12 protein-coding genes are annotated in these 21634 nt (G+C 40.8%); 1 reads left to right on the top strand and 11 read right to left on the bottom strand.

The window, feature by feature from the left end; genetic code table 11:
* Window positions 1-55: 55 nt before the first annotated feature.
* Window positions 56-1627 (top strand): ClC family H(+)/Cl(-) exchange transporter, encoded by a 1572-nt coding sequence (locus AB5217_RS10470; RefSeq protein WP_004305709.1) that lies wholly within the window; start codon window positions 56-58, stop codon window positions 1625-1627.
* Window positions 1628-1712: 85 nt separating this feature from the next.
* Here AB5217_RS10470 and AB5217_RS10465 read toward each other — a convergent pair whose 3' ends face one another.
* The 11 genes from AB5217_RS10465 to AB5217_RS10415 form a co-directional block, all read right to left on the bottom strand.
* Window positions 1713-3665: an LruC domain-containing protein gene (locus AB5217_RS10465; protein ID WP_032843201.1), complete on the bottom strand. Its 1953-nt coding sequence runs from the start codon at window positions 3663-3665 to the stop codon at window positions 1713-1715.
* Window positions 3666-3841: 176 nt separating this feature from the next.
* Window positions 3842-4675, bottom strand: a complete 834-nt coding sequence (gene nfo, locus AB5217_RS10460; protein WP_032843202.1) for a deoxyribonuclease IV — start codon at window positions 4673-4675, stop codon at window positions 3842-3844.
* Window positions 4676-4875: 200 nt separating this feature from the next.
* Window positions 4876-7497: a DUF4962 domain-containing protein gene (locus AB5217_RS10455; RefSeq protein ID WP_171035795.1), complete on the bottom strand. Its 2622-nt coding sequence runs from the start codon at window positions 7495-7497 to the stop codon at window positions 4876-4878.
* Window positions 7498-7531: 34 nt separating this feature from the next.
* Window positions 7532-8800 carry a sugar MFS transporter gene (locus AB5217_RS10450; protein WP_032843203.1) on the bottom strand — a complete coding sequence of 423 codons (1269 nt, stop codon included), beginning with the start codon at window positions 8798-8800 and terminating at the stop codon, window positions 7532-7534.
* A gap of 143 nt (window positions 8801-8943) precedes the next feature.
* Window positions 8944-9885, bottom strand: a complete 942-nt coding sequence (locus AB5217_RS10445) for an ROK family protein (protein ID WP_004325343.1) — start codon at window positions 9883-9885, stop codon at window positions 8944-8946.
* 31 nt (window positions 9886-9916) lie between these two features.
* A complete protein-coding gene (locus AB5217_RS10440; RefSeq protein WP_032843204.1) occupies window positions 9917-11545 on the bottom strand; it encodes a Tat pathway signal sequence in 1629 nt (542 codons plus the stop codon).
* Window positions 11546-11612: 67 nt separating this feature from the next.
* Window positions 11613-13229 (bottom strand): sulfatase, encoded by a 1617-nt coding sequence (locus AB5217_RS10435; RefSeq protein ID WP_004325345.1) that lies wholly within the window; start codon window positions 13227-13229, stop codon window positions 11613-11615.
* A gap of 53 nt (window positions 13230-13282) precedes the next feature.
* Window positions 13283-15283, bottom strand: a complete 2001-nt coding sequence (gene hepC / locus AB5217_RS10430) for a heparin-sulfate lyase HepC (RefSeq protein ID WP_368112832.1) — start codon at window positions 15281-15283, stop codon at window positions 13283-13285.
* A gap of 28 nt (window positions 15284-15311) precedes the next feature.
* Window positions 15312-16598 carry a DUF4995 domain-containing protein gene (locus tag AB5217_RS10425; RefSeq protein WP_004325347.1) on the bottom strand — a complete coding sequence of 429 codons (1287 nt, stop codon included), beginning with the start codon at window positions 16596-16598 and terminating at the stop codon, window positions 15312-15314.
* 189 nt (window positions 16599-16787) lie between these two features.
* Window positions 16788-18461: a RagB/SusD family nutrient uptake outer membrane protein gene (locus AB5217_RS10420; protein ID WP_032854629.1), complete on the bottom strand. Its 1674-nt coding sequence runs from the start codon at window positions 18459-18461 to the stop codon at window positions 16788-16790.
* A gap of 14 nt (window positions 18462-18475) precedes the next feature.
* Window positions 18476-21631 carry a SusC/RagA family TonB-linked outer membrane protein gene (locus tag AB5217_RS10415; protein ID WP_004325349.1) on the bottom strand — a complete coding sequence of 1052 codons (3156 nt, stop codon included), beginning with the start codon at window positions 21629-21631 and terminating at the stop codon, window positions 18476-18478.
* Between the last annotated feature and the right edge of the window lie 3 nt (window positions 21632-21634).

Here is a 21634-nt window from a genome sequence, read left to right as displayed (position 1 = left end):
GCAGGGTTTTGATTGTTGTATGTCCTACGTATAAAAACAATGTAAGGCTGGCTGAATGTTTCGACTGATAAAAATGATAAAAGATAAAGGTCGTTGGCGCATTTTTAAACTGAAGTTGATTGATGCCCGACTGTACTTTGTCAGTATCTTCGTAGGATTACTGACAGGACTTGTGGCTGTGCCTTATCATTACCTATTACAGTTTTTCTTTAATCTCCGTCACGATTTCTTTGATTCTCGTCCCAAATGGTATTGGTACATACCTCTTTTTCTTTTGATGTGGGGAATACTTGTATTCGTATCCTGGTTGGTAAAGAAAATGCCGCTTATTACCGGTGGGGGTATTCCGCAAACACGTGGAGTTATCAATGGCAGGGTTGATTATAAACATCCTTTTCTGGAATTGGTGGCAAAGTTTGTAGGTGGAATACTTGCATTAAGTACTGGATTGTCTTTGGGGCGTGAAGGTCCCTCCGTGCAAATAGGTTCGTATGTTGGATATTTGGTATCCAAATGGGGGAGGGTGCTTAGTGGTGAACGGAAACAACTATTGTCTGCCGGCGCCGGTGCCGGGTTAGCTGCTGCTTTTGCTGCCCCATTGGCTTCATCATTGTTGGTGATCGAATCTATCGAGCGGTTCGATGCACCTAAAACAGCTATTACCACTCTTTTGGCAGGAGTAGTGGCAGGTGGAGTTGCCAGTTGGATTTTCCCGATCAATCCTTATTTTCATATTGATGCTATTGTACCGGGGATGACTTTCTGGGGGCAAGTGAAATTGTTTCTTTTGCTGGCAGCAGTGGTTTCTGTCTTTGGAAAGTTCTTTTCTGTCACCACTCTTCAGGTGAAACGTATTTACCCTGCTATTAAGCATCCGGAATACGTGAAGATGCTGTATTTGCTTTTTATCGCTTTTCTGATTTCTATGGCCGAGTTTAATCTGACCGGAGGAGGGGAACAGTTCTTGTTATCGCAAGCTATGCATCCGGACACACATATTCTCTGGATTGTCGGCATGATGTTGTTGCATTTTGTTTTTAGCACTTTTTCTTTTTCTTCGGGTTTACCGGGAGGAAGTTTTATCCCGACGCTGGTGACGGGAGGACTTCTTGGACAAATAGTGGGATTAATTATGGTTCAACAGGGTGTTATTGCTTATGAGAATATTAGTTATATCATGTTGATTTGTATGTCTGCATTCCTTGTTGCAGTAATCCGTACCCCTTTGACAGCTATTGTACTAATAACCGAGATTACGGGGCATTTGGAAGTCTTTTATCCTTCTATTGTTGTAGGAGGATTAACTTATTATTTTACGGAAATGCTTCAAATCAAACCGTTCAATGTTATTTTGTATGACGATATGATTCATTCGCCTGCATTTAAGGAAGAACCGCGTTACACATTGTCTGTAGAAATAATGAGCGGCTCTTATTTAGACGGGAAAATAGTAGATGAACTTCGTTTACCGGAGCGTTGTGTGATAATTAATGTTCATCGTGACCGGAAGAATTTGCCTCCTAAAGGGCAGACATTAATGCCCGGCGATCAGGTGCAAATAGAGATGGATTCGCAGGATATAGAGAAACTGTATGAACCTTTAGTCAGTATGGCGAATATTTATTAAGTGTCTGGCTCTTATCCTTTGATATATACAAAAATAGCTGAAAGAGAGATTCTTCCAGCTATTCTTGTTTCAGTATATTAAGTACTTATTTTTTCTTATACCAATCGGCGTTTGTACCATATTTAGCCCAGTCTATAAATTTAGGATAGATTTCGCTGATAGACTTCTTCTCGTTTTTATCGAAGTTCTTTAGTTCTGCAATATCATTAGCATTGGCATTTGACAAATAGAATGCAAAAGGATAAATATTCTCTTGATTCGATACATAGTAAATGCCTTCATTAGGTTTAGAACAGTCTTCATATTGTCCGAAGAGAGAAGTATCGACTTTAGAAGTTGGTTTCTTCATAGGACAATGAACTTCCAGGCGATTACCTTCTTTGCTAGGACGGTATATGAATGCATCGATTGATGTTTCCTGCTTTTTATTCGAGTTTTTATCTCCGTATTTGAATGTTACTTTATATTCGGCATTTGGGTTTGTTTTAACATTATCTGTCAATATGATTGCATTGCTTTCACGAGTAAATTTGTCAGCTCCCGAAGCTACAGTAAAGTCCTTTTCATTTTCTTTTCTAATAAAGTATTCAGTTGACTGTGCATTTCCCTCATTTGAAAGAATGAAACCTAATCCGTTAGTGAATACAGTCGATTTATTATATAAAGTTTTAAATATAAATGACTCGCTTAAGATTTCATTGAATATATTGAATACTTTTTGATAAGTATACTGAACCAATACGTCATTCATATCGTAATCACCAGCTTTAGGCCATTCATCTTCAAATGCGTATACACCTGTCTTTTCAATAGTTGTATTTAAGTCTTCATCTACAGGAGGAACATTAGTGATTTCAGGATTGGCTTTTAATGAGAATACAACATCTGTAAAATTCTGATCATCCATGAAATCTTCAAAGGCGATAGCAATGTTACTGTTTTTATCTTTAAACATAGCTGTACGTACATCTATACCGCTATTAACTTTAGTACTAAATCCTTTTGTGGAACTGGCATAAAATCCTTCGGTTAGAGTATAACTGTTGAAACCTGTAAAATAGGTGTTCCATGCGTTGCAAGCGAGAATAAAACCAATGTAGTATCCTTTGGGGAAGTTCTTGCCTTTTGGATATTCCGGATCATCAAAATATTTTAGTTGTACAGCTGTACCTTCTTTTATACCTTGGGGAGAGGCTTGAAGGCTTCCATTATTCCAGGTCATTTGAGTATTGGGGAATACAGCATATACTTTTACGTCTTTCAGACTGGCAGGAGCTTGATCGTATCTGTAATAGTAGTAGCCTAATGAACTGTTCCAACAGGTCCATCCTCTTAATGCAGTTAGTACTACGGCTGTTTCATCTTCCTCTACATATAAGTCGGCTTGAGTACGATATTCCTCTGGACAACTTCCTAATGTATTCAACACCTTGCTTACAGTAGTACGTAATTCGTTCATTTCAGATTTACTTAAAGTGAGCTTAGGATCATTACCTTTATAAGCATAATCAATAACTCCACTGCGATCGTCGAATGAACCGAGATTAGTATTCCAACCTAGATTATTAAACCGATTTCTATCAAACCGGGTTGACTCTCTGTAGGATGCTCTGGTAGTAAATTGTTCATCTGTGTCTGATACTTTCAAAACACCGTTAACTATTTTTCCAGGGATTGCCTGTCTGGCAAAAGGTGATGTAGAAACGATATACACATTAGATACATAAGCCGGCAATTCAACCGTTGCGGTGAATTTACCTTGTTCATCTGTCCATGCACCATCTAATGCCTGAACGTTTTCTTTTAGAATGATGGTGTTTTCACCTTCAATCAATGGATTTCCATCATAAATGGAAAAAGGAACTCTTGATTCGGAATTGGAACAATCAATTTCTACTTGTACTTTTTGTATAGTAGAAAAATTAGAGGTGTTAATTTCTACCCCTGGAGCTTCTTGGTATAAGTCTTTATCACTATCCACACAACTGCTTATACCCACTACAATTACCATTGTGCATGCTAACCAAAATCTTCTCATATCTAATAGTTTTTGTTTATGCGATACTTTAGTTCGTTTTGTTTTTAAAAGAAACCCGTAAGTTCTTTGAAGTTCAAAGGCTTACGGGTACAAAGATATATATAATATTCAACACAACCATAAAATAGTTGAATATTTTTTCAAAATATATTCTATAACTTGTATTTTCTAATCTTTTATTCCATACTTCTTAGCCATGCAATTTCTTCTTTCCATTTACTTTCATCCGGAGTTTCGAGTATTAACGGTATATTATCAAATCTGGAATCTTGCATCAATCTTTCAAAAAAAGCTTTGCCAATCAATCCTTCACCAATGCTGTCGTGGCGGTCTACATGGGTGCCTAGTGCTTTTTTTGAATCATTCAAGTGCATACCACGAAGATAATTGAATCCCACTTCCTTGTCAAATTCATCAAATACTTTATCGTATTCATTGACAATATCGTAACCTGCGGTATAAGTATGGCAGGTATCGAGACAAACACCTACCCGGTTCTTGTCGTTTACCCGATCAATGATATATTTCAACTGCCAGAATTCGCTTCCTAAATTACTGCCTTGTCCGGCAGTGTTTTCAATAACGGCTGTTACACCTTTTGTTTTCTCTAAAGCGAGATTAATGCTTTCTGCGATAAGTGACAGACAATCTTCTGTTGATACTTTATTGAGAGAGCTACCGGGGTGGAAATTTAAAAGTTTCAATCCAAGCTGTTCGCAACGTTGCATTTCATCCAGAAAAGCGGCACGGCTTTTTTGAAGTCCCTCTTCCTCCGGATGTCCCAGATTGATAAGATAACTGTCATGTGGCAGGATATATTCCGGTTGGAAACCATATTTCTCACAATTCTCTTTGAAGAGACTGATACTTTCTTCTGTTAGCGGTTTACTTACCCATTGACGTTGATTCTTGGTGAATAACGCAAAAGCATTTGCTCCTATTTCATGCGCATTAATGGGTGCGAACTCTACGCCACCAGAGGCGCTAACGTGTGCTCCGATATATTTCATTGTTCTTTCTTAATTTATTTTACTCTGCAAATATAACGTTTTTAAAGGAGTATATGTTTGTAGAGAGAACTCTTCTTGGTTGCAATTCATAGGATCATGTACTTTATACTCTGTTCTTTATCTTTTATTCTCTATAAAAAATATCCCGCTATTCAATTTATAGAAGATTGAATAACGGGACAGTTTTTGGGGGGGAGAGATTAAATCTCAAAATCCGGTAAATAGTCTGTCAGGACTTTATTAACCTGTTTCCCTTTTACCTGATCTGTTACCGTCGTTGCACCTTCCTTTTTACCGGCATCGTAGTTTAAGTAAACTTTCTCCACTTTATTACTAACGTGGATAGCAGCTTTTCCTTTTTCCGTAAGGTTGCAAGTGATAGTCCAGTCACCTACTTGAATGATATTGCCTTTGCGAACTACCTGCATATCCGGACGGTTGTCTCCATGTGTATCCATCACAGTCAGGAAACGGGCGGTTTTGCAAGGAACAGTTGTAGAAGAGAAATGCCAGTGATTAGGATATTTCACTGCTTTTCCTTGTGCATTCGTCACATTTTTCCAGTTGGTCGGAGCACAGAAGAAAGTATCTACCATTGCCTGTTCCGTTTTTGCCGAACTGAAAAGATGGGCAACAGAGATACCGCCAGCTTTATTCCTTCCGGTTACTTTCACCTCATCGGTCAGTTCCTGTATTTCCATCGGTAATTCTACAGTATGTAAAAGGTAACCCCATGTAACAGCCTCCTTTCCTTCCAGTTCATCATAAATCACGAAAACTCCGGTACTTCCCAGTTGGATGATATGACGGCGGAACATATTCAGTTTGTTCTCATCCCATCCTTTTTCAGGCGTATATTGCGTACCGGATAGTTCTCCACGTTTCAGCCATAGGGGAGAAGTCACTTTACCATAAGCATTGGAAGCATCTCCTACCATATAAGCGATTTTTTCTCCTTCATACCAACGCGGAATCCAGCCATATCCTTCCGTTCCAATCTTTTGAGTCATTCCATTTACCAAAATGCTGTTGTGTGCACGGGTGTTACGGTAAGAATACATACAATGATCGTCCGTAAAACCTGTACGATGTCCGCTGCTGTAAAAAATGGCTTTACCTCCATAGAATGTATTAAAAGCATTCTGATTGGCCAGTGCATGGGAAGTGGAACCATAAGAACTGGAGCGGAACGATAACATGGCATTCTTATCTATATCTCCCAAAGAGGTATTCATCGTACCGATTCCCGTTTCATTGAATACTTTCGCCATGGGTAGTTCGGCAAGAGTATGTCCTTCTTTGGGGAGAGCTTTTTTGGTTGTACAACGATACCAGGTCAAGTCTCCAGATTTTCCGAGGAAAGTTTTTTCCATGATATCCGGTTCCTTTTGCAGAATGGTACGTACATAAGCAGCCGCCCACGGATTATTACATTCACGTGCCAAGGCATCCGCATAACCTACTCGTGTACCGTTCGGCTTCATTTTGCTTTCATGTGAATTGCCTTGTCCGGCTGATTTTGAGAATGGAGGCTGCTGGTAGATGACGTAAAATGCATTGTTGTTATACCACGGATCAGCGAAGAAATCGAATCCGCTGATACGGGAGTAGAAAGCGGGAACTTCAATCAATGTGCGGAGATTGACCTGGAAATAAGAATCACCATTGTGCCATCCTCCATCCGCGTTGAGGCCCGGCAGACGGGATACCCATTCATTGTAGCAATAATCCACCCAGGTGGAAGCCATCGGGAGTTCGCCATACGTAGCAAATGCGGCCATATTCAAGATACGGAAAGTCATTTGCCAGACATGATTATCAGCAATGCGGTTTTCCAAGTGATTGACATATTCATGATAGAACTTCTTTCCATTGTCACGAATCGTTCTTAGGAGTAGTTTTCTCTCATTCGGAGTCAACAGATTGTACCATGCATCATACGCTGAAGTGCTCATGGACAGAATAGTAGAACGATTGAAATCTCCAGCAAAGTACTTACTTTTTTTCCAGGAAAGAATTTCGGAAAGACGCTTAATGCCTTCTTTGTAGTATACCTCATCTTTCGTTAGCAGGTAAGCGCGTACCATGGCTTCGATATTTGCTTCTTCACGGTCTACAATCTTACGACTTTCCCGAATCAGGGCAGAACGATATTGAACAATATTTGTCAACTTGACAACCTGGGTTGTATCAATTTCTTCTTCCAGATGTTTCAGCGGGTGGTTCAGGCATTTATCGGCTTTTCGGATATAAGCCTGTGCCTCCGGATTGTTTTTATTCCGTTCGATGATATTATCCCAATCTTCGGCATCAAGCAAGATGCGGGGATGAGTCTTGGGCAATTTGGTTAATACTTCCTGTAGAGAAGGAGGGTTGAATGTACGTATGTGTTCGTCTATATAAAAATGATAAACAGGTGACCATTCTTCTTTTCCTTCTTTGTTAACGTAGGCATGTTGCCAATACCATTTCCCTTTTTCAAAGAGTTTGAATGGGTTGAAAAATGCCCATTTTCTTTCGGCGGTAATCACTTCCGATTTAAATTCGGGGTCGCGTGCAATACGGATGCGGTAGGTTACTTCGGGTTTGTAGTCCTCTTCTTCAACTCCGTCCAATACAGCACCGAGGTGCGGGAACTTATCCGGCCACATAAAACGTGGGGGATTGACAGTAATATGCTGTCCGTCCAGAGGCGAAGGCGTTTCGCGGACTTCATGCATCAAGGTCTGTTGAGTCAGACGCATGATTCCTTTTTGTGCATATCCATTGGCGAATAGCAGAAGGGTGAACAAGAGAAAAATAGATATTCGTTGTTTCATCATATAACTTTGCTTTTATTATTCATCGCTTTGTTATTCAGCGTTGTTTGAACAAATCTTTCAGACGAACAGTCTTGTTATTAATCAGTGGACATGCCCAGAAACCGATAAAGGTGATATATCCTACAAAAACAAGGATAAAGAGCATACCCGTACGGAGTGATGTTGCATCTGCCAGTGTACTTACAATCATCGGACCACCGGCACCACCTACAATTGCCGAGCATAGTATACCTGCGAATGAACCGTGGTGCTGTGACGCAGAGTTCAGCGCCAATGAGAATACGATGGAATACATCATGGAGATGCTGAATCCAACAGCAGGGAAAGCAAGCATGGATACTTCCTTACTTCCGAATAATGCCGATAATAATAGGATGATCGTCAGAATTCCGGAAATTTGCAACAATCGTTTACTGTCAATTAACTTGAGCAGAATCATACCTACCAGACAACCGGCTGTCATCAATCCCCAGAAATAGCTTACGGCCTGTGCACCGTCTGTTTGTGGGTTAACTCCATGATATTGTTCCAAGAAGGTACTCATGAAGATTGAAGTTCCCTGTTCCGTACTTACATAGCAGAAAATTCCCAGGAAAAACAGCCATACATATTTCTGTTTGAATAAAGCCAGATATGAATCTTTAGACCCGCTTTTCTCGTCTTCTTTCAACTCGATCTTGGGAAAACGGGATACACCGACAGCTATCAGCATGACCAATAGCAGGATTGTAAATACCCAATAAAGAGATACCCACGGCATTTCCCGTGGAGTGACATCGGCCAACAGGTCGATAAAGAAACTCTTACCTGCTGTATATGTTGCCGGATCAAGTTCACGAATCAGATAAGTATATACCAGAGGACTTAGGAAAGAAGCAATGCCAAACATGAACTGTGCCAGTTCGGCGATAAATGCATAGTTTTCTTCTCCTCCTACGGTACGTTGGAGTGGATTCAATACCGTTTGTAACATGGCCATTCCCAGTCCGATGATGAAAGAAGAAGCCAATAACATCGGATACGTGTGCATGCAGGCAAATAGGATGGTGCCGATAAACGGCATCAGAAATCCACCGAATAATATCGGCTTTTCACCGAAACGGTCGATGAGCAATCCGGCAGGGATAGACATGATGGCATAGGCCAGGAAGAAAGAAGTCGGGATAAATCCCGCCATTGCCAGGTCACTTAGATTGAAGTTGTGGATAATATCCGGAATGAGTGGGCCTAGAATATTGGTGATAAACGAGATGGTAAACCAGAACGCCATAATCAGCGCCAGCATCCCTAAATTTTTTCTCATAATCTTAAATAGTTGATAGTTGATAAATGATAACTGATAGATGGAAGTTGATAATTAATTGATGATTGAGTATTTGTATGTTGGGATAACTTTCATTTACTAACTATCATTTATCAGCTATCAACTATCATTTATTTTTGTTTTCATTTGAAAAAGAGTGAAGCGGCTCCAATACTTCCGGCCTTGTTTCCAAGAGCGGCAGCTATGATTTGAGTATTCACGGCACAGTCGGGGATGGCGTAACTGCGGGCTTTTTCGCTTACTTTCTGAATATAAAAGTCTCCGGCTTCGGAAAGTCCTCCACCGATCACAATCTTTTGAGGGCTGAAGATATTAATGAATCCTGCAATTCCATGTCCCAGAAAATCACAGTGTTCTTCCAGCGATAGTTGTGCAATCTTATCTCCTTGTTTGTAAAGGCGGACGATCAGTTCTCCATTAATCTCCTCATTCGGGTAGGAGATACCTGCGTCTATTATCCGTTGACTGAAACGGTGTACCAAGGCGGAAGTGGAAGCATAATGTTCCAGACAGCCGACGGAACCACAGGCACAAGGTTCGCCATTGGCAATGAGAGGCACGTGCCCCAGTTCTGTCCCCCGGTTGGCATAACCGTTGAACAATTTGCCATCGATGACTACTGCACCGCCAATGCCTGTTCCTACTGTTAGGAAAACAACATGAGTGGCTCCCTGTCCGGCTCCATACATTGTTTCTCCTAATCCCATCAGATTGGCATCATTTCCTAATAAAGCCGGGAATCCGGTTTCCTTTTCAATGCGGTCCGCCAGATGTATGTTTTCCCAACCGTTGATGTTTTCCGCACCTCCCAGAACTATGCGGTTTGTAGAATCTACGATGCCCGGTGTACCGATTCCTATACCATTGATTTTGTAGCCTTGTTCCTGTGCAAAGGCTTTCACTTCATTGATAGCAGTAACCAACTGTCCGATGACAGCTTCTGCTGATACATCGGCTTTCGACGGTAACTTCCCTTGAAAGTAAAATACGCCTTCATTATCAATTAGGGCGTATTTTACAGAAGTTCCGCCAAGGTCAATTCCTATAGCGTATTCTTTTTCCATATCACCAAGTAATACTTAATACTTAAAAAAATCACACTCTTTCTGCCCAAATCGGTGAACTCCAAGCCCATTGTCCGTCACGTTGGCGAACGCGTACATAGTAGTAGTCCGTATCACGTTGCGGCTCTTTATCTTCCATGTAGTGTTCCAAAGTGAAACAGCTTTCCGGCATAGCACGATTGAAAAGGATCGCCTCGCTCAACCAACCGATCATGAAGTGTGAACGTGAACCTTTGAGCAACTCGCCCAACGTATGTTCAAACTTCTTGCCATTGAATTCGGCAATGATCTTACCGTCTTTGGGCATTTCCACATCCAGAATGACGGCTTGCATGGCTGCTGTAGTCGTATTCGGATTTTTGCTGCTATACATATCCAGTTCGGTTTCCTTGTTGCCAACGGATACGATACGGTTGACATGCGTGTGGAATTCAGTTTCACCTTCTTGCGGAGAAGTGAACGCTGCGCCACGGAAACAAGGAGTTACACTATGGATCTGTCCTTTGTCCACGGACAGTTTACCCTGCCAATGTACGTATTTCTCTTCACGATTCCAACCAAAATCAACTTTAACTTTGCAACGTACCGTATCACCTTCCGGGGCAATCGGAGTCAGCGGGCCATTCATGCGAGCTAAAATCTGTCCGTTCTTGACAATATCTACATAGTCGATACAGCTTTCACCTGTAACGTTCAGATAGATACGGCGGCTGTTACCGCGAACCACGTCACCCATGAAAGCGTCGTTGAGGCGGAAGTCGATAATAATTTTATCACCGGTTGCGGCACATACATGGCGGGTGCGGAGAGCTTCCCAAATAGCGTCGCGAGTCAATGACGGAGCCATGACACCGATACGACCGTCGCCATAGCTTCCCGGATAACCGGAATGTTGATCGGTAGAAGCCATGATACCGAATTTGTTGCCTAATTCAAGACCATATTGAATGGTTCCTTCCCATTGGCGCGGACCCATATCGTGTAGATAAGGATAATCTCCCTGATCGCTTTCTGCCAGACCATGACGGGAATACATTTCTACGAATGGGGTAATATCTCCTTCGGTAAAGCATTTCCAGTTGTAACCGCGATAGCCGCCCTGGTAACCCATGTGATGTGGAGTAATAAATACTTTGTGTCCTTTTGCCTTCTGTTTCCAGTCTTCGATAGAAGTACATTCCACAAGCGGTGCGTCGAGATCATAATTCAATGCAACATGGTCACCATGTTCCATGCTGTGGGCCTCGTATCCGACAAAAGTAAGGAATTCACCTTCTTTATTATATTCATTCGTCATTTTTACGTACTTCTCATAACCGCCTTCACGCAAACGTTTGAAAGCTCCTGTGTGATAATCAATCACCCATTTCAGGCGGGGATCATCTGCTCCGGGAATATCCGGCCACATAGCATGAGGAGTGACACTGACAAAATCCAATTGTCCTTTCGCTGCTTCAAAAGCGTCGCGCATGTCGCCGTGTCCGTATGTGATGTTGCAATGGTTATGTAAGTCGCCCCAGTACATTTTGAGGTTACTGGCTGACGGCATAATCTTTTTTGCTTCTTTGCTTCCAGCTGCGCAAGAACCCAGCAAACTGCCTGAAGCTGCCAATCCGAGGAAAGACCAGCCTGTGTTTTTTAAAAACTTTCTTCTATCCATGGTTTTATCTAATTTATTCGGTAAACTAATAATGAAGCATATTAATTCTTATTTATATGTCCTCCTCTTAGCGGTTTTGCATTTGTCGGCGATCACCTTTAAAGAGGACTTTTTCCTTTTCATCCGGGTCAGTATCTTTGTACTGTTTTTGAGTGTCCTGAAGTAGCTCCATCAGCTCTTTTTGTACTTTAGCATACTCCGGTTTGCCGAAGACGTTGTTCATCTCTCTCGGATCAGCTTTCATGTCATACATTTCCCATTCGTCAATATCGTTGTAGAAATGAATCAGTTTGAAATCTTGTGTACGGATACCATAGTGACGTTTTACAGAGTGTTCTGCAGGGTACTCGTAATAATGGTAATAAGCAGCTTTACGCCAGTCGGCCGGGGTTTTGCCTTCGTTGACCAATATCGGTTTCAAAGAAGCTCCTTGAATATCTGACGGGATATCTACTCCGGCAAAGTCGAGGAAGGTAGGAGCAAAGTCTACATTCATGCTGATTGCATTACTGGTACTTCCTGCTTTGATTGCTTTCGGGTAACGGATGATAAGAGGCATGCGCTGACATTCTTCATACATGAAGCGTTTGTCAAACCAGCCATGTTCTCCAAGGAAGAAACCCTGGTCGGAGGTGTAGACAATGATTGTATTGTCCAGTTCACCAATCTTTTCGAGATAATTCAGTAGTCGGCCGATATTTTCGTCTACTGCCAGAACCGTAGCCAGATAATCGCGCATATATTGTTGATATTTCCAGCTGATTAAAGATTTGCCTTTCAAGTCACCTTTGCGGTATTCGGCAATGCGCCCGGCGTATACAGAATCCCATTTATCCTGAACTTCAATAGGCATACGTTTATATACACTATAAAGACGGTTGGTTGTATCTTTCAGCATCTCTTCACGAGTCATCAATTTGAGATCCCAGTCGTTTGTCAACGTGTGCTCGATAGACATATCCTGCTCGCGAGCAGCTCTTCCACGACCTTCGTAGTCGTCGAACAGATTAGCCGGTTCCGGGAAAGTTGTATTATTGAATATGCCTAAATGACGGGGAGCGGGCATCCAGTTACGGTGTGGGGCTTTCTGGTGATACATCATGCAGAACGGTTTGTTCTTGTCCCGTCCTTCAAGGAATTTAATTGCTTTGTCGGTAATAATATCCGTAGCATATCCTTTTTCTACGATATGTTTTCCGTCTTCCCAGAAATCAGGATCGTAATAGTCACCTTGCTCATGTTGGCCGCTAAGGATACTCCAATGGTCGAAACCTTGCGGTTCGCTGATGAGGTGCCATTTGCCGATCATGGCAGTCTGGTATCCGGCTTGCTGAAGAAGTTTGGGGAATGTCTGTTGATCGCCGTTGAATGTACTTGCATTATCGGTAAAACCATTCTCGTGACTGAACTTGCCGGTGAGGATGCAAGCACGTGAAGGTCCCGAAAGAGCATTGACAGCGTAACAATTATCAAAGCGAATACCTTCATTGGCAATCCGATCCATATTAGGAGTTTGGATCAGATTGCCTCCATAACAGGACATTGCTTGAGTGGTGTGATCATCCGTCATCATGAAGATGATGTTCGGCTGTCTGACTTCTTCTTTCTTTTGGCTGTTGCAAGAAACGAGGCTTAGTGCTGCCAATGGGAAGAGTAGGGTAGAGGAGGTGTAATAGTTTTCCATAATGATAAGAAGCCTCTCCCAAGAAAAGGGGCAGGGAGAGGCTTTGAGGCTTTTTATAGTTTGTATTTTAATGACTGTTTCTTTCCGTTTACTTTCACTTCTACTTCCAGACCGTTTTCATCGAACGCTTTGTTCTTGAATTTAGCGTCAAATTTAGGGGCATCTGCGCTTTTCTTAACCGGGTAGATAACAGTGATGTAACGTACAGCTTCTTCGCCGTCTTTTCTCACGTTGAACGATACATTCATACGTTTGTAGCGTTTGCGATAAGCAGTTGAACACCATCCTAGTTCTTTCTTCATACTCATGCCAGCAGGGCCGAAGCATTGCAGTTTCATGTTGCTTCCATCCTCAAACTGTGTCAGGAACGTCATGTCTTCGCGGCTGTTGGCAATTTCTCCTTTCGGCATCTGATAGTGGAGATTGATAGAACCTTTACCGCTACCTGCCATTTCATCTACAATGACAAAGTAAGTGTTATCAACGAAGAAAACAGAACGACGGTGTTTCAGATTCTTGTAACTCGGATTTTCAGTCACTAAAGTCTGGATAGCACCTTCCGGTTGCCACAACTTAGTAACAGATTCTGTTGTATCGAGATTCTTGTTGTCCAGGGTTACTGTGTTGTGAACACAAGTCTGACGGTGCCAGTTGCGTTGTTCCATTACTTCGCCTTCACCGGCGTATACATACGAACCAGAATCCGGGAACAAATTCTTGCCGTTGAACCAAAGTTCAAATGTACCATTATCCGGCTGACAGTGCCAGAAAGCTTTCGGACCTGCCTTTACTACCATTTGGGTAGCATCCATTCCCCATGAATTACGGAATACAAAGAAGCCTGATTTCAGGAAACCTTTAGACATATAATCCGGCAATGCACCTTCTTTTCCTTCTGTAGCAAAGTATTTGATTGCCTGGTTCTTCGGGAACAGTTTACTCCATGACTTGTAGTTTTTCACCATTTCTTTCTTTGTTGTCAACTTGGCGTCGCTGAAACATGGATTGGTGTAATCAGGGAAAGAAATGTTTGCATAGAACATAATCATGTTTTCAATGGTATCCAAATAATCTTGAGGGAATTCCTTACGGAATCCGTTAGTATCTGCGATACCTAAGGCTTTACAGAAAATGTTAATAGCTGCCAGATGATAATGTGGGTCAAGTTCGAACTGTCCGCCATCTTCGTATACCTGTACGTGAATTTCACGGTTCAGAATGTCGATACCACTTTTTCTCCAAGCCGGAGCATCTTTGAATTCAGGGAAAAAGGCACCTGCATAAATCATGCGTTGAGCTTCAAACAGTAAGTGGTTGCCTTGATCCGAGTAATTAGCAAGGATATGTACAGCATGTTTGTAATAGTTCACTAGGAATTCTGTCAGGAAGTCCGGAGTGAAAGAAGGGGAGGGAAGGAATAACTGGAACTGTGAAGTCTGGTCTTGCAGACGATTACTCACTTCCAGAGGACGCCATGCAAAACGTACGTTTTCTACTTCACCTTTGATTTTTCCATCACTTACCAGCTCATATTCTTTCTTGTCCATCTTCACCAATGGATTCTTTTTAATCCAGTCGATATACTGGTGTGCCCATTCTTTAGCATATTTTTCATCACCGGATATACGGTAAGCTTTACCCATTGGAGTGAACCATTTGTGACGGTGCAACTGCCAGCGGAGCTCATTATCTTTCACCGGCCAGTATTGCCAGTTGATATCTTCTCCATAATTGTAAGAAGGTTGATAACCTTTATGTACGAAGAATGTATGTTTCAATCCGTCATCCGCCCATTGCTGTTCTTCTTTGCTGATAGTCACCTTGTTCAGATTGATATCCGGAGTTTTTACGTTGGTACGTGCACGGTAATAGTCCAGCAATGCTTTGGCAGCATCCTCATCTTTACCCTCCTGATGCAAAGCTTTTACTTTCTCCAGTCCCGGATAGTCTAGGTTAAGAAGAGAAAAGACTTCGCTTTTCAGTTCTTGGGCATAACCCTTGCTTACGAAACATGCGATTGCAAGCAGAACGATGTACTTTAAAGTTTTATTCATGATATAATAGGTGTTATAATTTTATGTATTAGATATCTTTGTAGTTGATACCTTTCAGATCCATGAATCTCTTCAATGCTTCCAGATAATAGTAGTCAGCATAGTTCAGTGGAGTGTCGATTTCAGAACCATTGGGCAGTGAACCTACGGAATGCATCAAAATGAATCCTTGATTGTCACCCACTTTTGCAAGATATGCATCACTTGACAGACTCTTCAGAATTTTTTCCGCATAATCCAGATATTTCTGTCCATCGGGAACCATTGTGCTTAGTTCGATCATTGCAGAAGCAGTGACAGAAGCAGCAGATACATCGCGTGGAGTTTCTTTGGTTACAGGAGCATCATAATCCCAATAAGGAATAGCGTCGTCTGTTTTTACGCGATCCATAATCATATCAGCTATATCCTTTGCAAAGTTCAGGAAGATACTATCATTTGTTTCGCGGAAACAAGCGGTATATCCGTACACAGCCCATGCCTGTCCGCGTGCCCATGAAGAATCATCGTTCTTGCCTTGGTGGGTTTGTTTTCGTTCTACTGTACCATCGCTGTTATAGCTTACTACATGCCAGCAAGTATAATCCGGGCGGAAGTGATTATGCATCGTTGTCATGGCATGTTTGATAGCGATGTCTTTATATCTATTGTCGCCTGTTGCTTTTGCTACATTGAACAGAAGATCAAGGTTCATCATATTGTCGATGATAACCGGGAAGTTCCATGTTCCGAAATCCCATGAACGGATAGCACCGATAGAATCATTGAAACGACCGCAAAGGTTATCGGCAGTTTCTCTCATCACAGCAGCGATGGTATCGTTAGGTGAAAGACGTTCTGCATTGCCGTAGCTACAGTTGACCATAAATCCCAAATCATGTGTACCTTTATAATAGCGTACCGGATTCAGAAGATTGGTATATTCGATTGCTTGAGTTTTCAGTGTATCGTTTCCTGTCAGTTCGTATGCATACCATAATGAACCGGGGAAGAAACCGCTCGTCCAGTCATAAACGTTGCAGAGGCGACGTTTGCCTAATTGCTCGGCAGTAGGTTGTGCACGTAGGGAATCTTTAAATGTTAATGAATCTCTTTCCAACTGACGGCAAAGGAAATCCATGTCATAGCCGGTACGGATGGAGCGTGGCAACATCCCTGTACCACTAACCTCTTCAGCAGAAAGTTGTAATTGGGCAGAAGCTACATCCAGTCCTTTTTTTATCCAACTGTAGTCTTCCTTTGGGGTTGTCTGGCACGACGCGAGTGCAATACTAACCGAAGCAAAGAGAACAAGTTTCTTTTTCATGTTATTCATTTTAAGTGATTGTTTTTAGAAGTTTTGTAACTGATGCAAAAGTAGGCGAAAGACCTAATTTTGTGTTACAGGATTGTCGAAAAGGCGTTTAAATAGAGCTTTTCAAGTTTTGATTTTGTTGAAAAAGGTTTTAAATATCTCCAATATGCCCTATTTAAGGCATATTGGAGAGAAGTTATAGAGATTTTGTTACCAACCAGGGTTTTGTTTGAACTGAATACACAAGTCCTTTTCACGTTGTGGAATAGGCAGTAATTCATGTTTGTTTTTCTCTGTATATTTATATAACAAATATCTGTAATTATCTGCAGAATCCCACCAGTTTGCTAAAGCAGCATTCGTTTTTTGTATAGTTTCATAATAGATGCCCCAGCGAACTAAATCCATACGACGATGACCTTCAAATGCTAATTCATACGCACGTTCTTTTCTGACTGCTTCACGGAAAGTTTCTTCATTTAAGTTTGAAAGGTCGCAGCTTCCTGTATTGCTAGGATATCCATATCCACGACGACGAACTTCGTTAATTGCAGCATAAGCTTCTGTGGTAGGACCATGTTTCCATTCATTCAGCGCTTCGGCATAGATGAGTAATACATCTGCATAACGTAAGAAATACCAGTTTGCGTTAGATTTATCGTTATTGATAACCCCACCTGTCTTTTGGTATTTTATAAGATCCCATTTGGCTGGTGTATAGTTTTGTTTTTCTTTTTGAGCTTGAGTGGGATCTTGGTCTTTTAATTTTGCAGATTCTTCCGTGTCACTTTTACCTTTAGCCCATAATACGTAATCGTCATCATACTTATAGTTTGCTACTGATAGATCGCGACGTTTGTCATTTGCATTTTTGCCGTCTCTCCAATCGAGCACGAATGTATGGACTACTTTCATATTTCCTGCACAACTACCTCGTACACCGGCGATAGCTGTTGTTTTTACTCCATTCCATTTGCCGATACGCCCTACAGGATCTCCAGAACCAGATACGGTAGGAGAATAGAATGAAATCTCGATTAAGCTTTCTGTTGGATCCCATACACTGCTACAAGTATTTTCCCATAACTTTTCATAATTGCGCAGTAATGAATGTTTGCCGGATTCGATGAGGATACGTGCTGTTTTGGCAGCATCTTCCCATTTTGCTGTATTTTGTACAGGATATCCTGCCCATGTAGCATACACTTTTGCCAAGAGCCCAAGTGCTGCCCCTTTACTAAAACGATATGATGTGTTCTCACGAAGCTGATCGTCGATTGCATATGGTAGGACTTCACTAGCATAAAGAAGATCGTCTTCAATAAATTCATATACTTTATCAGGAGTAGCCTGTGTAAAAGTAGTAGGAGCTTGATAAGACATCTCTGTACTGGTAATCAAAGGAATATTTCCATAACGACGAACTAACTCGAAATAGAACATGGCTCTTAACGCTCTGGCTTCGGCTATATAAAGAGTTGCGATTTTTTTATCAGTAGTATTATAAGTCTCTATTTTTCCACTAATACGTTCCAGGAAGTCGTTTGCTCTGTAGATACCTTTATAAAGAACTTGCCATGTTTGTTGAATTTCTACTTGGGTAGTAGGAAAAGCGTTATTGACAATGATACGATAATTCGTTATATCGGAACCTTCTCCTTGAGATATATCTGTTCCCATGTTGAACAAGAAAGATAGATGATACCCGTATGCAGCATCTTCAACAGTTGTACGATATACTCCTAATAGAACATCTTGTGCTTCTTTAGCATTAGTCATGTAATTCTTCTTTTCCATTTCGCTTCTTGCCTCTTCATCTAATGAGCATGAATAAGGTAAAATGCACAGAATGGACATTGCTATGTAATATATTAATTTCTTCATATTATTTTCTCATATTAGAACTGTAAATCAATACCAAATGTAAATACTCTACTCTTAGGATAAGCACCCCAATCCAGTCCGGGAGTCATAGGACTTTTGCTGGCTGTACTTACTTCCGGATCATATCCGCTATAGTTGTTAAGGCAGAAGAGATTTTGTCCGGTAGCATATACGCGAAGTTTGGATACATGGAAACTACGAGTCCATTTATGAGGCAGTGTATATCCTAGTGTTATATTCTTTAAACGTAGGAAAGAACCATCTTCTACAAATCGTGAATACACATCGTTTACTACGTATCCATTGTAGCGAGGTACCTTGTTTGAAGCGTTTGTCGGACTCCAACGGTCTGCTACTTCTGCTAATTGGTTTCTACGTTGTGTATTGGTTTGAGTTGCATACAAACGGGTTGCATTATAAATGTCATTGCCGTAATTGAATTGCAACATAAAGCTAAAATCAATACCTTTATAGTTGAATGTGTTAGTGATACCACCATACCATTTAGGCAAAGCATTACCGATAACAGTACGGTCTTTAGTTGTTATTACTCCATCACCATCTTGATCTTTATATTTAACTGCTCCCGGAGACAATCTGTTTCCAAGACTTGGATTGCTTGTTACGCCTTCCTTTAATATTAAAGTGCTGGAACCCGGAACTGAATAAAAATCTGAATATTGATAAATACCATCAAATTCATATCCGTAAATCAGACCAAGCGATTGTCCGACAATAGCCATATAATCATATGAAGTGAAATTGCTATCAAAGCCAGAACGTGCTTGCATGTAGTTTACTCCTGACGCCAGTGACTTCAATGTATTCCTGATGAATGATATATTAAAGTTGGTTTGCCAAGTAAAATTCCGAGTTTGAATATTGGTGCTGTTTAAACTTAATTCAATACCCTTATTTTGAATTTTTCCTACGTTTTGCATTTGTGAGTCAAATCCTGTAATATGTGCCAGTGATTGTGACAATAGCAAGTCTTTTGTATTCTTGATAAAGAATTCAGCGGTTAAATTTAGGCGGTTGTCAAAGAAACCTAAGTCAATACCTAAGTTAGTAGTGTTTGATCCTTCCCATTTCAAATTCTTATTTCTAAGTTGTTTAGGATTTAAAACAGTAACACTACTATTGCCTATGCCATATTTATTTGCTTCATATAGGTCCAGAGATAGATAGTTAGGTATATTGTCATTTCCTACTGTACCCCAACCTAAACGAATTTTGAAATTTGAAATCCATTTAATATCTTTCATGAATGCTTCTTCTGATACACGCCACGCTGCAGAGAAAGAAGGGAAGAATCCCCATTTCTTATTTGATGAGAATACCGTAGAACCATCGGCACGTACTGTTGCTGTAAATAGATAACGATTGTCGTAATTATAGTTAGCACGTGCATAAAATGATAATAACGTTTTATCATAGTAAGTACTTTCAACCTTACTTGGAGTTGCACCTAGCCCCATGTTGTCATTTTCCATTTGATCGAAAGGGAATCCCATTGCTTCACCTAACAAATATTCTGTACTTTTGTAGGATACTTCGTGTCCTAGCATGACATCATAATTATGTTTCTTTACCTTTTGTTTCCAGGTTAAAGTATTAAAGTTGGTCCAGCGTACATCGCGTTGCATGGTTGTACGTCCATAAGGTTGTTCACCATTACGATATGCTTCCTTAGAGCCATTTTTATAAAAAATGTCAGTGCGGCTATTGGTTGTATTATATGTCCCGGCACTCTTAAAAGTAAGTCCTTGTATGATCTGCCAGCTTACAGATGCATTTCCAGACCACATTTCGCCACGTTTATTGTTAGTTACAGATTGAGTTTGCATAACAGGATTAACCTGTGCTAGGCTTTCGCCTGTTTCTAGCATTTCCGGGTCAATGGCCGAATGCAATAATTCTTCGTCGGTTAGCTTATTTCCACCTGTGGGACGTGCGCTAAGTATCTGAGCTAACATATTGAAGCGTCCGGAATCAGCTGTTGTTCCTACACCTTTACGATTAGTTAAAGCATAGTTAATAGTTGCATTGAACGATATATTTTTATTAATCTTTTGATCTATACGAAACTTAGCTGTTGTTTTGTCAAAACCGCTGTTGTTGAAGATACCGTTTTCTACATAGCGAGAAAAAGCCGCATTATATTGTGTATCATTGCTACCACCTCTAAGAGAGAAATTATGATCTTGAGACCAAGTCGGGTTGAAAGTCTCTTCTTGCCAATCTACTCCTTTTACGCCTACATAATCTTCTAATGAATGGTATCTAATTGGTTTTCCGGCATCATCAAATTCTTTGTCAGAAATGTAACTGCTCAAGAGATCATTATTAACTTCACCCTGTAATTTCACAAATTCGTAGGGAGATAATACATCCAATGTTTTAGAGATTTTACGATAACTTGCAGAACCATTATAGCTAATTTGTGGTTTCCCGCTTTTTCCTGATTTTGTTGTAATCATCACAACACCATTTGCTGCACGTGCACCATAAATGGCAGAAGATGAAGCGTCTTTAAGTACTTCAATAGATTCAATATCTGAATTTGATAAATAATCAATGTCGTCTACCTGAAAACCGTCTACAATGTAGAGCGGGCTTGAATCACCTGTCAGACTTCCTACACCACGAATGTTGATGTTGAACCCTGCACCAGGAGTACCATCTGTAGATGTGATTTGCACTCCGGCTATTTGTCCACCTAATGCACCTGCTACAGAACTTGTTTGAAATCCTTCAATATCTTTGGCAGCAACAGAAGCAACAGAACCTGTCAAATCGCTACGTTTCATCGCGCCATATCCAACTACTACTACCTCATCTAGTGCCTGGTTATCTGGAACCATTTTTATATTAATGGATCTTTGACCATTGAATTTTAGTTCTTGTGTTTTATAACCAATGTAAGAGATAGAAATTGTAGCTCCTTTTTTTGCTTTTAGAGTAAATTTTCCATCAAAATCTGTGATAGCTCCTGTCGAGGTGCCTTTAGCTTGTATAGTTGCTCCAATAAGAGGTGTGTCTGTTTCGTCTACAATAACACCTTTTAAAGTTAATTCTTGAGCATATACGCTGATTGTGACTATCAGTGCTAAGAGGGTGAAATACCCTCTTATGCTTATTGATTTAATTAGATTGTTTATGTTATACATAAT

This window comes from Bacteroides sp. MSSM.1001136sp1_RTP21357st2_D2_RTP21359_211015 (genome assembly GCF_040913205.1).
Taxonomy (GTDB): domain Bacteria; phylum Bacteroidota; class Bacteroidia; order Bacteroidales; family Bacteroidaceae; genus Bacteroides; species Bacteroides ovatus.
The sequence above is the reverse complement of the archived record's forward strand: the minus strand, read 5'-3'. Positions and strand labels throughout refer to the sequence as shown.

Excerpts from the sequence above, each read along its gene's own strand:
- AB5217_RS10470 (WP_004305709.1), top strand. The coding sequence starts at position 56 with ATGTTTCGACTGATAAAAATGATAAAAGATAAAGGTCGTTGGCGCATT.
- AB5217_RS10465 (WP_032843201.1), bottom strand. The coding sequence starts at position 3,665 with ATGAGAAGATTTTGGTTAGCATGCACAATGGTAATTGTAGTGGGTATA.
- nfo (WP_032843202.1), bottom strand. The coding sequence starts at position 4,675 with ATGAAATATATCGGAGCACACGTTAGCGCCTCTGGTGGCGTAGAGTTC.
- AB5217_RS10455 (WP_171035795.1), bottom strand. The coding sequence starts at position 7,497 with ATGATGAAACAACGAATATCTATTTTTCTCTTGTTCACCCTTCTGCTA.
- AB5217_RS10450 (WP_032843203.1), bottom strand. The coding sequence starts at position 8,800 with ATGAGAAAAAATTTAGGGATGCTGGCGCTGATTATGGCGTTCTGGTTT.
- AB5217_RS10445 (WP_004325343.1), bottom strand. The coding sequence starts at position 9,885 with ATGGAAAAAGAATACGCTATAGGAATTGACCTTGGCGGAACTTCTGTA.
- AB5217_RS10440 (WP_032843204.1), bottom strand. The coding sequence starts at position 11,545 with ATGGATAGAAGAAAGTTTTTAAAAAACACAGGCTGGTCTTTCCTCGGA.
- AB5217_RS10435 (WP_004325345.1), bottom strand. The coding sequence starts at position 13,229 with ATGGAAAACTATTACACCTCCTCTACCCTACTCTTCCCATTGGCAGCA.
- hepC (WP_368112832.1), bottom strand. The coding sequence starts at position 15,283 with ATGAATAAAACTTTAAAGTACATCGTTCTGCTTGCAATCGCATGTTTC.
- AB5217_RS10425 (WP_004325347.1), bottom strand. The coding sequence starts at position 16,598 with ATGAATAACATGAAAAAGAAACTTGTTCTCTTTGCTTCGGTTAGTATT.
- AB5217_RS10420 (WP_032854629.1), bottom strand. The coding sequence starts at position 18,461 with ATGAAGAAATTAATATATTACATAGCAATGTCCATTCTGTGCATTTTA.
- AB5217_RS10415 (WP_004325349.1), bottom strand. The coding sequence starts at position 21,631 with ATGTATAACATAAACAATCTAATTAAATCAATAAGCATAAGAGGGTAT.